At 74.2% G+C, this 15,102-nt stretch carries 10 protein-coding genes; 9 read left to right on the top strand and 1 reads right to left on the bottom strand.

All coding sequences use genetic code 11. The features are described 5' to 3' along the window. Positions 1–30 precede the first annotated feature (30 nt). The 9 genes from ACIBTV_RS25150 (at position 31) to hpnH (ending at position 11,674) form a co-directional block, all read left to right on the top strand. Positions 31–900, top strand: coding sequence for an NAD(P)-dependent oxidoreductase (locus tag ACIBTV_RS25150; RefSeq protein ID WP_396708678.1), 870 nt, complete (start codon positions 31–33; stop codon positions 898–900). A 261-nt stretch (positions 901–1,161) separates the two neighbouring features. Continuing rightward, positions 1,162–2,997 carry a 1-deoxy-D-xylulose-5-phosphate synthase gene (locus tag ACIBTV_RS25145; protein ID WP_396708676.1) on the top strand — a complete coding sequence of 612 codons (1,836 nt, stop codon included), beginning with the start codon at positions 1,162–1,164 and terminating at the stop codon, positions 2,995–2,997. A 43-nt stretch (positions 2,998–3,040) separates the two neighbouring features. Next, positions 3,041–3,898, top strand: coding sequence for a squalene synthase HpnC (gene hpnC / locus ACIBTV_RS25140; RefSeq protein ID WP_396708674.1), 858 nt, complete (start codon positions 3,041–3,043; stop codon positions 3,896–3,898). Continuing rightward, on the top strand, positions 3,895–4,764 hold the full coding sequence (gene hpnD, locus ACIBTV_RS25135; protein ID WP_396708672.1) for a presqualene diphosphate synthase HpnD: 870 nt from the start codon (positions 3,895–3,897) through the stop codon (positions 4,762–4,764). The genes hpnC and hpnD overlap by 4 nt, the downstream gene beginning before the upstream one ends. Further along, positions 4,761–6,137 (top strand): hydroxysqualene dehydroxylase HpnE, encoded by a 1,377-nt coding sequence (gene hpnE, locus ACIBTV_RS25130; protein WP_396708670.1) that lies wholly within the window; start codon positions 4,761–4,763, stop codon positions 6,135–6,137. Before hpnD ends, hpnE begins: the two co-directional genes overlap by 4 nt. Beyond that, positions 6,134–7,141 carry a polyprenyl synthetase family protein gene (locus ACIBTV_RS25125; RefSeq protein WP_396708668.1) on the top strand — a complete coding sequence of 336 codons (1,008 nt, stop codon included), beginning with the start codon at positions 6,134–6,136 and terminating at the stop codon, positions 7,139–7,141. The genes hpnE and ACIBTV_RS25125 overlap by 4 nt, the downstream gene beginning before the upstream one ends. Further along, positions 7,141–9,114, top strand: a complete 1,974-nt coding sequence (gene shc, locus ACIBTV_RS25120) for a squalene--hopene cyclase (RefSeq protein ID WP_396708666.1) — start codon at positions 7,141–7,143, stop codon at positions 9,112–9,114. Before ACIBTV_RS25125 ends, shc begins: the two co-directional genes overlap by 1 nt. Beyond that, entirely contained in the window at positions 9,111–10,673 is a 1,563-nt protein-coding gene (gene ispH / locus ACIBTV_RS25115) for a 4-hydroxy-3-methylbut-2-enyl diphosphate reductase (RefSeq protein ID WP_396708664.1), read from the top strand. The genes shc and ispH overlap by 4 nt, the downstream gene beginning before the upstream one ends. Before the next feature lie 2 nt (positions 10,674–10,675). Continuing rightward, positions 10,676–11,674: an adenosyl-hopene transferase HpnH gene (gene hpnH, locus ACIBTV_RS25110; protein WP_396708776.1), complete on the top strand. Its 999-nt coding sequence runs from the start codon at positions 10,676–10,678 to the stop codon at positions 11,672–11,674. 172 nt (positions 11,675–11,846) lie between these two features. On the opposite strand, the gene ACIBTV_RS25105 is transcribed toward hpnH, so the two are convergent. Beyond that, positions 11,847–14,930: a S8 family serine peptidase gene (locus ACIBTV_RS25105; protein ID WP_396708662.1), complete on the bottom strand. Its 3,084-nt coding sequence runs from the start codon at positions 14,928–14,930 to the stop codon at positions 11,847–11,849. Positions 14,931–15,102: the final 172 nt, after the last annotated feature.

The following is a 15,102-nucleotide window of genomic DNA, read 5'->3' as shown; positions in this document are numbered from 1 at the left end:
CTTACGCTGCCGGGAAAGGAGGAGGTACGCATGCCGGACACGCAGCGGGTGGCCGTACTCGGACTCGGCGGCATGGGCGAGCCGATGGCCGCGAGCATCGTCCGGGCCGGCCTGCCCACGGTCGTCTGGAACCGTCGCCCCGAGCGGGCGCGGCGGCTCGGCGAGCAGGGCGCGCGGGTGGCCGACAACCCGGCGGACGCGGTGGACGGCGCGGACGTGGTGATCACCATGGTGACCGACGCGGACGCGGTGCTCTCCGTCGCCGACGACCAGGGGATGTTGGCGGCCGTCCCGGACGGCGCGATCTGGGCCCAGATGAGCACGATCGGCGTCGACGGCACCGAGCGGGTCGCCCGGCTGGTCGCCGAGCGGCGGCCCGGCGTCGTCCTGCTGGACGCCCCGGTGGCCGGCAGTCGGGGGCCGGCGGAGCAGGGGAAGTTGCTCGTGCTCGCCTCCGGCCCGCCGGAGGTCCGCGAGCGGATCGCCCCGGTCTTCGAGGCGGTCGGCCAGCGTACGGTCTGGGCCGGACCGGTCGGCGCCGGATCCCGGCTGAAGCTCGCCAACAACCTGCTGCTCGCCTTCCTCGCCGAGGGCATCGCCGAGGCGCTCGCGCTCGGCCGGGCGCTGGGCCTGGACCGGGCCACGGTGATCGGCGCGTTGCAGGGCGGGCCCCTGGTCTCGCCGTGGGCGGCGGACAAGTTGGAGCGGATCGGCCGGGACGACTACTCCCCGCAGTACACGCTGAACCTCGCGCTCAAGGACGTGGACCTGGCCCTGCGCGAGGTCGAGGTCGACCGGTTCACGGTGGCCGCCAGCCTGGCCGAGCGGTGGCGGCGGGCGGTGGACCAGGGGCTCGGTGACGACGACGTCACCGTGGTGACGCGCGCGCTCGGCGGTTGACCCACCCCGCCCGCCCCTTGGTCGAGGCATTCGAACCGATTTCAGGCGGTAGGAGAGATCAGTAGGGTTAAGGTGATTTTGCGCAGGTTCCAAGCGGCCCGTTGTCCCCGGCCCTACCCGTAGCACTCGGCGCGGGCCACCGCCTCCGCAGCGTGCGGTTGGCCCGAGCGTCGCAGCACGACCCCCGCCGGCGGCCACCCCGCCGGACGGCGATCGAGACGGTTGTCGCCGCGGAGTCGCGCGTGCCCGGACGGAGAGATGATGTCCCTGCTTGACGATGTCAACCAGCCCGCAGACCTCAACCGGCTCACCGGCGACCAGCTCCCGGCGCTCGCGACCGAGATCCGGGCGTTCCTCGTGGACGCGGTCTGCCGGCGAGGCGGGCACCTCGGGCCCAACCTCGGCATGGTCGAGCTGACCCTCGCGCTGCACCGGGTGTTCCGCTCCCCGCACGACCGGATCATCTTCGACACCGGGCACCAGGCGTACGTGCACAAGCTGCTCACCGGCCGTCGGGGCCGCTTCACCGAGCTCCGCGGCCGAGGCGGGCTCTCCGGTTACCCCCGACGGGTCGAGTCGCCGCACGACCTGGTGGAGAACTCCCACGCGTCGACCGCGCTCTCCTACGCCGACGGGCTGTCCCGCGCCGACGCGCTGGACGGCACGCGCCGCACCGTGGTCGCGGTCATCGGCGACGGCGCCCTCACCGGCGGGCTCGCCTGGGAGGCGCTGAACAACCTCGCGACCTCCCCGGGCCGGGTGGTGATCGTCCTCAACGACAACGGCCGGTCGTACGCCCCGACCATCGGCGGCCTGGCCGCGCACCTCGCCGCCCGGCGGACGGCGGGCGCCCCCGACGGACCGGCGGCCGACGCGCCGACCATCTTCCAGTCCCTCGGGCTCGGCTACCTCGGCCCCATCGACGGCCACGACGTCACCGGAGTCGAGGCGGCCCTGCGCGCCGCCCGCGACTCCGACCGGTCGGTGGTCGTCCACTGCGTCACCCGCAAGGGGTACGGCCACGCGCCCAGCGAGACCGACGAGGCCGACCGGCTGCACGCCGTCGGTGTCGTCGACCCGGGGACCGGGCAGCCGGCCACCGCGCCGGGCCGGACCTGGACGGACGCCTTCGCCGACGAACTGGTCGCCCTCGGCGGCGACTGCCCCGACCTGGTGGCGGTGTCGGCGGCCATGCTCGGCCCCACCGGCCTCACCGCGTTCGGCGCGCGCTACCCCGAACGGACCATCGACGTCGGGATCGCCGAGCAGCACGCCGTCACCTCGGCGGCCGGCCTCGCCATGGGCGGCAAACACCCGGTGGTCGCGGTGTACGCCACCTTCCTCAACCGGGCGGTCGACCAGGTGCTGCTCGACGTGGCGCTGCACCGGTTACCCGTCACGCTGGTGCTCGACCGCGCCGGGATCACCGGCCCGGACGGCCCGAGCCACCACGGGATGTGGGACCTGGCCCTGCTGGGCGCGGTGCCCGGCCTGCGCGTCGCCGCGCCCCGCGACGAGACCACCCTCCGGGAGGAGCTGCGGGAGGCCGTCGCCCAGCAGGACGGCCCGACCGCCCTGCGGTTTCCCAAGGCGCGGGTCGGCGACGACCTTCCCGCGCTCTACCGGACCGGCGGGATGGACGTGCTGCGCACGGCCGCGGGCGCACCGGTTCTCCTGGTCGCGGTCGGGGCGATGGCCGCGCCCGCGCTGCGCGCCGCGGACCTGCTCGCCGAGGCCGGCGTCGAGTGCACCGTCGTGGACCCCCGCTGGGTCCGACCGGTCAACCCGGCGCTCGCCGGCCTGGCCGCCGACCACGCCCTGGTCGTCACCGTCGAGGACGGCATCCGGGACGGGGGAGCGGGCAGCGCCATCGCGCTGGCGCTCGCCGACGAGGCGATCGGTACGCCGGTGCGCGTGCTGGGACTGCCGACCGAGTTCATCACCCACGGCGAACGGGGCGGTCTGCTCGCCGAGCACGGGCTCGACCCGCCCGGCATCTGCGACGCGGTCCTGCACCAGGTGTCCACCCTCCCCGCCGACCTCGCCGTACGGGCGCGGACCCGGGCACCGCAGTCGCTGACCGCGCTGCCCGGATGAGCCACCGCCGTCGACCACGCGCCCGAGAGGAAGGAGACCAGGGATGAGCCAGCAGACGGTCGTCCCCGCCGTGCACCGGCTCGCCCAGGCCCGGGCGCAGGAGAACTTCCCCGTCGCGCTGCGCGTGCTGCCCCGCCGCCACCGCCGTCACCTCGTGGCCATCTACGGGTACGCCCGCCACGTCGACGACGTCGGCGACGAACCGGTGGCACCCGGCGTCGACCGCCTCGCCGAGCTCAACCGCGTCGAGGCGGAGCTGCGCGCGCTGTACGCGGGCCGCACGGTGAGCCACCCGGTGGTCCGCGCGCTCGCGTCCACGGTGGCCGACTGCCACCTGCCCCTCGACGCGCTGGTCCGGCTCGTCGAGGCCAACCGGGTCGACCAGCGCGTCACCCGCTACGAGACCTTCGCCCAGCTGGTCGACTACTGCACCCTGTCCGCCAACCCCGTCGGCGAACTGGTGCTGCACGTGTTCGGCCAGGTCGGCCAGGCACGCCGGGAACTCTCCGACCGGATCTGCACCGCGCTGCAACTCGTCGAACACCTCCAGGACGTAGCCGAGGACCACCGGCGGGGCCGGATCTACCTGCCGGCGGAGGACCTGGCGCGGTTCGGGGTCGGCGAGGACGAGCTGGCCCGACCGGCGGCCAGCCGGGCCCTGCGCGAACTGATCGCGTTCGAGGCGGAACGCGCCCGCGCCTGGCTGGACGCGGGCGCCCCGCTCGTCTCGGCGCTGCACGGCTGGGCGCGCCTGGCGGTCGGCGGCTACCTGGCCGGTGGCCGGGCGACCCTGGACGCGCTGGCCGAGGTCGACCACGACCCGCTGCGGTGGACCGTCCGCCCACGCCGTGGCCGGATGCTGCGCCGCCTCGCGTCCGCGACCGTGCGGAGCGCCGGATGACCGCGACCGTCGGCGTCGAGGCCGCCTACCGCCGCTGCGAGGACATCACCCGCAGCCAGGCCGCCAACTTCGCGTACGGTATCCGGCTGCTGCCCGGGGCCAAGCGCCGCGCCCTCTCGGCCATCTACGCCACGGCGCGGCGGATCGACGACATCGGCGACGGTGACCTGCCGGCGACGGAGAAGCTGGTCCGGCTGGACGAGACCCGGGCGGCGCTGCACCGGCTGCCCGCCGACGGCGGCGGCGACCCGGTCCTCACCGCCCTCGGGCACGCGGCGACCCGGATGCCCATCCCGCTGGACGCCTTCGACGAGCTGATCGACGGCTGCGCGGCCGACGTCACCGGCCGGCACTACGCCACCTTCGACGACCTGCACTGGTACTGCCGCTGCGTGGCCGGCTCCATCGGTCGGCTCTCCCTCGGCGTCTTCGGCTCCGCCGACCCGCAGGCCGCGGCCCCCCTCGCCGACGCGCTCGGGGTGGCGCTGCAACTGACCAACATCCTGCGCGACCTCGTCGAGGACCGCGCCGACGGGCGGATCTACCTGCCGGCCGACGACCTGGCCCGGTTCGGTTGCACGCTGGAGTTGGGCGGCGTCGGGTTCACCGACCCACCCGACCGGCTGAGCGAGCTGATCCGCTTCGAGGCGGCCCGGGCGGCCCGCTGGTACGACACCGGCCTGCGGCTGCTGCCGCTGCTGGACCGACGCAGCGCCGCCTGCACGGCCGCCATGGCCGGCATCTACCGCCGCCTGCTCGTCCGGATCGCGGCCGACCCCCTCGCCGTCACCCGCAGCCGCGTCTCCCTGCCCGGCCGCGAGAAGGCCTGGGTGGCGGCGCGCGCACTCATCGGACGTTCCGCATGACCGGGCCCACCGGGACGCCGCGCGGCGGCGGCGGGATCTGCGTGATCGGCGGCGGCCTGGCCGGCATCGCCGCGGCGATCCGCCTCGCCGACCTCGGGCACCCGGTGACGCTGTTGGAGAGCCGGCCGGAACTGGGTGGCGCCACCTACTCGTTCCGTCGCGACGGACTGACCGTGGACACCGGCCAGCACGTCTTCCTGCGCTGCTACGAGGCTTACCGGGGGCTGCTGGAGCGACTCGGCACCACCGCCGGGACGGAGTTGCAGCCCCGGTTCGCGGTGCCGGTGCTGCTGCCCGGACGGCCACCGCACCTGCTGGCCCGGCGTCGGCTGCCCGCCCCGGCCCACCTGCTGCCCGCGTTGGCCGGCTACCGGCTGCTCAACCCCGTCGAGCGGATCGCCGCCGCCCGCGCCTGCGCCGCCCTGCGGCACGTCGACCCGGACGCGCCGGCCACCGACCAGCTCGCCTTCGGCGACTGGCTCACCGCGCGCGGGCAGAGCCGGCGCGCCCTGCACCGGCTCTGGGACCTGATCACCGTGGCGGCGTTGAACCTGCCCAGCTCGCGGGCGTCCCTGGCGCTGGCCGCCCGGGTCTTCCGCACCGGCCTGCTCGAGGCCGCCGACGCCGGTGACATCGGCCGTCCCCTGGTGCCCCTGGTGGACCTGCACGCCGTCGCCGCCCGGCGGGTCCTGGACCGGCTCGGCGCCCGCGTCCACCTGCGCACCCGGGTGCGCGGGATCCAGCCCGAGCCCACCGGGTACCGCGTCGCCGTGGACGGCGGCGAGATCGCCGCCGACGCGGTCGTGCTGGCGGTGCCGCACCACGTCGCGGCCACGCTGGTCCCACCGGCCGCCGCGCCCGGCGCGGGCGAGTGGCACCGCCTCGGGGCCGCGCCGATCGTCAACGTGCACCTGCGCTACGCCCGCCGGGTCACCCGCCTCACCATGGCCGCCGCCGTGGAGTCCCCGGCACAGTGGATCTTCGACCGGTCGGCGCCGGACGCCGGCGACGAGCAGCACCTCGTGGTGTCGCTGTCGGCCGCCGACGCCGAGATCGACCGCCCGGCCGCCGAACTGGTGGACACCCAGCGCCGGGCGCTCGCCGAGCTGTTCCCGGCCGCCCGACACACCCCGGTACGCGACGCGTTCGTGAGCCGGGAACCACGGGCGACCTTCCGGCAGGCTCCCGGCACCCGGGCGTACCGGCCGGCTCCGACCACTCGCCTGCCCGGGCTGGTACTGGCCGGCGCTTGGACCGACACCGGATGGCCGGACACGATGGAGGGCGCGGTGCGCAGCGGCCGGCAGGCCGCCGACATCCTCGCCCGGCAACTCGTGTCCCGGCCCCGACACCACACGGAGGCCGCACGATGACCGTTGTACGCAGCCGCAGCAGCGACCAGATCCAGACGCACGTCGAGCCGGCCATCCGGGCGCTGCTGGACCGTCTGGACGCGGGAAACCGGCTGGTCGCGGGCTACCAGCTCGGCTACTGGGACGCCGACGGGACGCCCGCCGCCAGCCAGGGCAAGGGTCTGCGTCCCGCCCTGGCGCTGCTGTCGGCCCGGGCGGCGGGTGCCGCGCCCGCGCAGGGGGTGCCCGCCGCCGCGGCGGTCGAGCTGGCGCACAACTTCTCGCTGCTGCACGACGATGTGATGGACGGCGACACCGAGCGTCGGCACCGCCCCACCGCGTGGACGGTGTTCGGCGTCGGACCGGCCATCCTCGCCGGCGACGCCCTGATCGGGCTCGCGTACGAGGCGCTCATCGAGGCGCCCGGCGGCGGCGCGGCAACCCAGCGGCTCGCCCGGGACGTACGGGCGTTGATGGCCGGGCAGATGGCCGACCTGAGCTTCGAACGGCGCGACGACGTCACCCTCGACGAGTGCCTCACCATGGTCGGCGACAAGACCGCCGCCCTGCTGGCCGGGTCGTGCGCGCTGGGGGCGCTGCTATGCGGCGCGCCCACCGCCCTGGTCGACGGGCTGTCCCGGTTCGGCTTCCACCTGGGGCTGGCCTTCCAACTCGTCGACGACGTGCTCGGCATCTGGGGCGACCCGCGGCGCACCGGCAAGCCGGTCGGGTCGGACCTGCGGGCCCGCAAGCGCAGCATCCCCGTCGTCCGGGCCCTCGCCGAGGGCGACGCCGCCGCCGCGGCCCTGGCCGAGCTCTACCGCTCACCGGCGCCGCTCAGCGACGAGGACGTGGTGCGCGCGAGCGGACTGGTCGAGGCGACCGGGGCCCGCGAGTGGACGTCCCAGCGGGCCTGGCAGGAGACCGAGCGGGCGCGCGCCGAGCTGGACGCGCTGGACCTGCCGGACGACGTGCGCGGCGAACTCTCCGACGTGGCCGACTTCATCACCGGGCGGGACCACTGATGACCGAGCTGCTGTCCTCGCAGACCACCACGTCCGCCGCCGCGGACCGCGCCGCCGGAGCGCACGCGGCCGACGCCTCCTGGGCCGCCCTGCGGCGTGCCCGGGACCACCTGCTCGACCTGCAGGACGAGGCCGGTTGGTGGAAGGGCGAGCTGGCCACCAACGTGACCATGGACGCCGAGGACCTGATGCTGCGGCAGTTCCTCGGCATCCGCACCGCCGAGCAGACCGAGGAGACCGCCCGCTGGATCCGCTCCCAGCAGCGCCCGGACGGCTCGTGGGCCACCTTCCACGGCGGTCCGGGCGACCTCTCCACCACCATCGAGGCGTACCTGGCCCTGCGGCTGGCCGGTGACGAGCTCGACGCGCCGCACATGGCGGGCGCCGCCGCGTTCGTACGCGCCCACGGCGGGATCGCCCGGAGCCGGGTGTTCACCCGGTTCTGGCTGGCCATGTTCGGCGAGTGGCCGTGGTCGCGGCTGCCCGCCGTGCCGCCCGAGCTGGTGCTCTTCCCGTCGTGGATGCCGTTCAACGTCTACGACTTCGCCTGCTGGGCGCGGCAGACGATCGTCCCGCTGTCGATCGTCCGTGCGCTGCGTCCGGTGCGTCCGCTCGGTTTCCCGATCGACGAGCTGCGGACGCCCACGCCGCGGACCCGGCCGCCGCGACTGGGCAGCCGTCCCGGTCTGCTGTACCGGCTGGACCGGATGGCCAGCGGCTACGAGCGGATCGCCCGCGGCCCGGTCCGTCGGCACGCCCTGCGCCGCGCCGCCGAGTGGATCGTGGCCCGGCAGGAGGCCGACGGGTCCTGGGGCGGGATCCAGCCGCCCTGGGTCTACTCGATCATGGCCCTGCGCCTGCTCGGCTACCCCCTGGACCATCCGGTGCTGCGCGCCGGCCTGGCCGGCCTCGAACGGTTCACCGTGCGGGAGGAGACGCCGCAGGGCACGGTCCGGCGGCTGGAGGCGTGCCAGTCCCCGGTGTGGGACACCGCCCTCGCCGTCATCGCGCTCTCCGACGCCGGGCTGCCCGCCGGCCACCCCGCCCTGGAACGGGCCGGCAGGTGGCTGCGGGACGAGGAGATCCGGGTCCGGGGCGACTGGGCCGTGCGCCGGCCGAGGACCCCGGCGGGCGGCTGGGCCTTCGAGTTCGACAACGACGGGTACGCCGACACCGACGACACCGCCGAGGTCATCATGGCCCTGCGGCGCACCGGCGTACCGGTGGAGGCGCCGGTGCTGCGGGCCACCCGCTGGCTGCTCGGCATGCAGTGCCGCGACGGCGGCTGGGCGGCGTTCGACGCCGACAACACCCGCGCCGTCCTCGGCGACCTGCCGTTCTGCGACTTCGGCGAGGTCATCGACCCGCCCAGCGCCGACGTGACCGCCCACGTCGTCGAGGCGCTGGTCGCGGAGAACTTCGGCGGGACCGTGCCGGTGCGCCGGGGTGTGCACTGGCTGCTGCGCGCCCAGGAGCCGGACGGTTCCTGGTTCGGCCGGTGGGGCGCCAACCACGTGTACGGGACCGGGGCGGTGGTGCCGGCGCTGGTGGCCGCGGGCGTACGACCGGACCACCCATCGATCCGGCGGGCCGTGGAGTGGCTGCTGACGCACCAGAACGCCGACGGAGGCTGGGGCGAGGACATGCGCTCCTACCGGGACCCGGCCTGGATCGGCCGGGGCGAGTCCACCGCCTCGCAGACCGCCTGGGCGCTGCTGGCGCTGCACGCCGCCGGGCACGGCGACGGCGAGGCGGCCGGCCGGGCCGTACGCTGGCTCGTCGACACCCAGCGGCCGGACGGCGGCTGGGACGAGCCGCAGTTCACCGGCACCGGCTTCCCCGGCGACTTCTACATCAACTACGGGCTGTACCGGCTGGTCTTCCCGGTCAGCGCGCTCGGCCGGATCCTCGGCGCGCGCGACAGCGCCGTCGAGGCCACGGTGCCCGAGGTGTCGGCCACGGTGACCCGGTGATCCGGCCCGCCGTGCCGGACGCCGTCGAGGCGTGGACGCTCTACGCGCCGATGCGGCCGGAGATGTCGGCGCTGCGGCGCGGGTTGGACGGGACCGACCCGCACGAGCGGCTGACGCTGTGCCGGACGGGCATCGGGCCGCGCCACGCCCGTTCGGCCGCCGCCCGCCGCCCGGCCGGGACCGGTCCGGTCGCGGTGGCCGGCATCGGCGGTGGTCTCGCGCCCGGGCTGGCCACCGGGGACGTCGTGGTGGCGAGCGTGGTCCGCGCCGACCCGTCGGCGCCGGACGCCCCCGCCGGTGAGATCCGCATGCCGGACGCCGCCCTGCTCGCGGCCGCGCTGCGCCGGCGCGGCCTGCGGGTCCACATCGGCCCGGTGGTGAGCACCGACCGGCTGGCCGACGGAGTGGCCCGGGACCGGCTGGCCGCCGACGGCGCGCTCGTCGCCGACCAGGAGTCGGCGTGGCTGCTCGCCGACTGCGCGGACCGGCCGACCGCGTGCGTCCGGGTGGTCGCCGACACGGCCGCCGGTTCGCTGTACCGGCCGGCGACCCTGGCCCGGGTGCGCGCCGCGTTGCGGGTGCTGCCGGTGGTGGCGGCGGCCCTCACCGAGTGGGCCGAGGCGGCCTCCGCCGTCCGTCAGGTGCTGCTCGCCTCGCCGCGCTCCTTCTGCGCGGGCGTGGAGCGGGCCATCGCGGTGGTGGAGCAGGCGCTGGACCGGCACGGGGCGCCCGTCTACGTCCGTAAGCAGATCGTGCACAACGCCCGGGTCGTGGCGGACCTGCAGGCCCGCGGCGCCGTCTTCGTGGACGAACTCGACGAGGTGCCCGACGGCGCGCTGACCATCTTCTCCGCCCACGGCGTGTCGCCCGCCGTACGCCAGGAGGCCACCGAGCGGCGGCTGCCGGTCATCGACGCCACCTGCCCGCTGGTGACGAAGGTGCACGCGGAGGCCCGCCGGTTCAGCGGCCGGGGAGACACGGTGCTGCTGATCGGGCACGAGGGCCACGAGGAGACCGAGGGCACGCTGGGCGAGGCGCCGGGGCGGATCCGGCTGGTGCCCGACCCGGCGGCCGCCGAGACGGTGCAGGTCGACGACCCGGAGCGGGTGTCCTACCTGGTGCAGACCACCCTCGCGATGGACGAGGCGGCGGGGATCCTGGACGCCCTGCGCCGGCGCTTCCCGGCGCTGGCCGGGCCGGGCTCGGACGACATCTGCTACGCCACCACCAACCGGCAGCGGGCCATCACCGCCGTGGCCGGGCGCGCCGACCTGGTCCTGGTGGTCGGCTCCACGAACTCCTCGAACTCGCGCCGGCTGGTGGAGGTGGCCGAGCGCGCCGGAGCGCGCGCGCACCTGGTGGACGACGTGAGCGGCATCGACCTGCGCTGGCTCGCCGGCGCCGCGACGGTGGGCGTCACCGCCGGCGCGTCCGCGCCGCCCGGGCTGGTCGACGAGGTCGTCGCCGCCCTCACCGCGCTCGGGGCGAGGGAGGTGAGCGAGCACACCGCTGCCGTGGAGGACGTGGTTTTCACCCTGCCGAAGGAGGTACGGCCGTGAGTATGCCGTTGCGTCAGAGCCTACGGGTCGCCAGTTACCTGGCCGGCCAGAAGATACGTCGGCGCAAGCGGTTCCCGCTGCTGTTGGAGCTGGAACCGCTGTTCGCCTGCAACCTGAAGTGCGCCGGCTGCGGCAAGATCCAGCAGCCGGCGAACCTGCTGAAGCGCCGGATGCCGGTGGAGGAGGCGATCGCCGCCGTGGAGGAGTGCGGCGCGCCGATGGTCTCCATCGCGGGTGGTGAACCGCTGATGCACCCCGAGATCGACAAGATGGTCGCGGAGCTGGTGCGGCGTAAGAAGTTCGTCTTCCTCTGCACCAACGCGGTCCTGCTGCCCAAGAAGATCGACAAGTTCCGGCCGTCGCCGTACTTCGCGTTCACCGTCCACATCGACGGGCTGCGCGAACGGCACGACGCGTCGGTGTGCAAGGACGGCGTCTTCGACGCCGCGGTGGAGGCGGTCCGTGACGCGAAGCGGCGGGGGTTCCGCGTCACCACCAACACCACCTTCTTCAACACCGACACCCCGCAGACCGTCATCGAGGTGCTCGACTATCTCAACGACGACCTCGGGGTGGACGAGATGATGCTCTCCCCGGCGTACGCCTATGAGAAAGCGCCGGACCAGGAGCACTTCCTCGGGATCACCGAGACCCGGGAGCTGTTCCGCAAGGCGTTCTCCGGTGGGCGCCGGGCCCGGTGGCGGCTCAACCACTCGCCGCTGTTCCTGGACTTCCTGGAGGGGAAGGTCGACTTTCCCTGCACGGCCTGGGCCATCCCGTCGTACTCGCTGCTGGGCTGGCAGAAGCCCTGCTACCTGATGTCCGACGGGTACGCGTCCAGCTACCGGGAGCTGGTGGAGCAGACCGACTGGGACAGCTACGGGCGAGGCCGGGACGCGCGCTGCGCGAACTGCATGGCCCACTGCGGGTACGAGCCGACCGCCGTGCTGGCGACCATGGCGTCACTGCGCGAGACGATGCGGGCGGCCCGGCTCAACTAGACCGCCGACGCGCGGGTGTCGAGGTGTGGCCGTCGCACACCTGTCCTCGACACCCGTCGTCCCCGGTCCACCCCCTCCGCCGTCCGGCTCACCCGACCCGGGGCGGCGACGTCCGACCGGTGGTGGCGAGCGCGGAGCGGTGCGCCCGGCACCGCCCCACACCCGACCGCGGTTACTGCCAGGAACTCTGTCGCGTGTAGACGAGGTTGCCGGGGACGACCGCCCCGTCGGTGTTGTACTCGGTGTACGCCCAGAACTCACCCTCGGGCAGCGGCTTGTTCGGTTTCAGCGTGAAGTTGAGCGTCTCACCGCGCTGCACGGTGGCGGGCAGCGTCAGGGTGGCATCCGAGTAGCTGGCGTTCCGACCGATGATGGCGTGGCGCAGTTCGAAGTCCACGACCGGACCACCGGGCACCTTCGCGAACACGTAGGCGGTGTAGCGCCCCGGCTCGGGCAGGAACTTGTACGCCTGCTCCAGACTGGTCCAGAACCTGTCGCTGCTGTAGATCAGGGTGTCGCCCTTGTACAGGTAGAGATCGAGGTTCGTGGACGGGTCGTCGGTGTCGGCCTCGACGATGATGCCGGCGGTGTCGGCGGGCACCGTGAAGTCGATCTTCTTCACGCCGGTGGCGCTCGGGTCGAACACACCGCCGTTGACGCCGGCCGGCATCGAGTACGACGTACGCCGCATGGGCGTGTAGCCGGTGCTGCGACCGGCGAGCGGACCCGTGAAGCCCGGCTGGAGGCTGCCGAAGGCGCCGTTGGTCATCCGGCCGAACTCCTCCCCGTCGTCGGCGTACGGTCGGGGCGTGATTCCCCAGGGGCGGGCGGCGACCGGGATCCGGGCGCTGTGAGCCTTGCCCTTCCAGGTGATCGACCCGGTCACGTACCGGTCCCACGGGGCGCTGCCCCGACGCAGCGTGATGGTCACCGTCGCGGACTTGCCGGGGGCGAGCGTCACCGATGCCGGCGTCACGGTGACCTTCATCCCGGCCAGGCCGGACACCGACGAACGGTAGGTCTCCCGTGCCGTGCCCACGTTGGTCAGGGTGCGGGTGAGGGTCACCGGGCGGGTGCCGTCGTACTCGCGCAGCGAGATGGCCGGCAGGTTGAGTTCCTTGCCGTCGGGCTGGGCCGTCTCGCTGAACGCGGTCAGCTCCGCCGCCGTCGGCTCGATGACCAGGCCCGGGTCCTTGGCTCCGGCCAGGTTGATGAAGCCGCTGCCCTGCTCCAGGGGGCTGCTGGTGCCGACGGTGTCGGTGGCGGTGGTGCGCAGCGCCGAGGCGATCGCGCCCGGTGACCAGTCCGGGTGCGTGGCGCGCAGGATCGCTGCCGCGCCGGCCACGTACGGCGAGGCCATCGAGGTGCCCGAGTACGCGTCGTACTGCCGTCCGAAGTTGCCGGCCGGGGAAACCGCGGCGATGATGTTCGACCCCGGTGCCACCAGGTCGGGCTTGAAGACGCCGGTCGTCACCTTGTCCGGTCCGGTGGAGGAGAAGTCCGCGACGCTGGGTATGCCCGGGACGCTGGAGCCGTCGCCGCCGGCACGCAACGACACGGTCGCGTCGGTGGGGTGGCGCATCAGGTAGGTGAACAACGTGCCGGCCTGCTTCTCGGTCGGCAGGTAGACCACCGGGAAGGTGAAGATGGAGTTGATCCGGTAGTTGCCGACCGGGTCGAACACCACCATCGCGACCCCGCCTTTGGCCTTGATCTCGGCGACGGAGCCGAACATGTCGGACAGCGCGCAGGCGACCACCTTGCCCTTGATCTTGGCTGGGTCGAGGCTGCCCGGCTCGCAGTACGCGGAGCCCCGCTCCAGTGAGCCGGCCTGTTCGCCGAAGACCATCGGTCGCGTCCGGCCGCCGTCAGGCAGCGCGTCCAGCGAGCCGCCGACCAGCTTCGTGCCGTCGCCCAGCTTGGCGGTGGCCTCGTCGAGCTTGGTCACTGCCGCGCCGACCGTGGTCACCCAGGGCGCCGCGTTGCTGATGGCCCCGCTCACGATGCCGGTGTTGCCCGCCGACGCCGCCACGAACACCCCGGCCAGCCTGGCGTTGAGGAACGCGATCCCGATGGGGGTGTTGGCCTCCCAGTCACCGAGTTCGGTGCCGATCGAGAAGTTGATCACCTGTACGCCGTCGGCGACGGCGGCGTCGATGCCGGCGATGATGTCGGCGTCGTAGCCCCGGCCGCCCCAGAGCACCTTGTAGACGGCGATCTGGGCGTCGGGGGCCACCCCGGAGACGGGACCGAAGCGCCGACCGTCGATCGTGACGTCCGGCATGGGCAGCCCGGCGGCTGTGGACGCGGTGTGCGTGCCGTGCCCGGACATGTCGCGGGGGGAGAGCACCTCGCCGGAGGGCACCGAGCCGCCGAAGGCGAGCCAGCTGTCGGCGAAGTAACGGGCGCCGACGATCTTGCCGTTGCAGTGCTCGGCCACGAAGGCCACGCCGGTCTGGCAGGTGCCGCGCCAGGTCGCCGGGGCGGGCATCCGCTTGGCGAACGACGCACTCTCCGGCCAGATGCCGGTGTCCAGCACGCCGATCACCATGCCCGCACCGGTACCGGGGCCGGGCTTGGTCGGCTCGACCGGCTTGGTCGGCGGACCGGCGGGACCGGTCGCCTGCGGGTCCGCCCCGGCCGGGGCGGCAGGCGTCGGGGTGGCGGCGGGCGTCGTGCTCGCGGGGGTCGGCGTGGCGGGGGTGCCGAGCAGGCGCGACGCGGTGACGGCGCGGACCCGCTTGTCGGCCCGCAGCGTGGACACCTGCTGGCTGGTCAGTTCCGCCGAGAAACCATTGAAGGCGGTGGTGTAGACCGCGCCGACCTGAACCCCGGCCGCGGCGGCCACGGCGTGCCGCTGCGCGTCGAGGTGTCTGCGGTACGCCTGCGAGGCCGTCGATGTCACGTCCAGCCGGCTGCCCGCCGCCGGGCGGGTCCGGGCCAGACCGGACACGCCGCCGGCGTACGTGGTCAGGGGCTCGTCGGCCAGTTCGACGATGTACCCGCCGGGGGCGGTCCGGTCCGCGGCCGCCGTCGGCGTGGACCCACGGATCCCACCGGGTCGGCGGTCGGCCCCGTCGGTCAGGGTGACTCTCCCGTCGGACCCGGCAGTGAAGTAACCGGCGCCGTTGCCGTCACCCCGCGGCGGTGCCGCCGACGCCGTTCCCGCGACACCGGTGCCACCGGTGATCAGGGCGAAGACCAGCGTCGGTATCGCTAGTCGTCGCAGCCTGTTGCTGCTCGTGCTGGTAGCCACGAGGCTCCTCCCATGTGCTCCCTTGCGGAGCTCATCGATCGAACGCGACTCCCTGTGGGAGCGCTTCTCCGCGCAAGCCGTCGACGATCGATCGACGGTCTTGCGCGGTGTTAGGGATCATGGCGCGGATAAGATCACGACGCGTCCGCCGTATCACCGGAGGAGGAGATCC

Origin of the sequence: Micromonospora sp. NPDC049366 (assembly GCF_044466625.1) — a bacterium.
In the GTDB taxonomy this organism is placed as follows: domain Bacteria; phylum Actinomycetota; class Actinomycetes; order Mycobacteriales; family Micromonosporaceae; genus Micromonospora.
The sequence above is the reverse complement of the archived record's forward strand: the minus strand, read 5'-3'. Positions and strand labels throughout refer to the sequence as shown.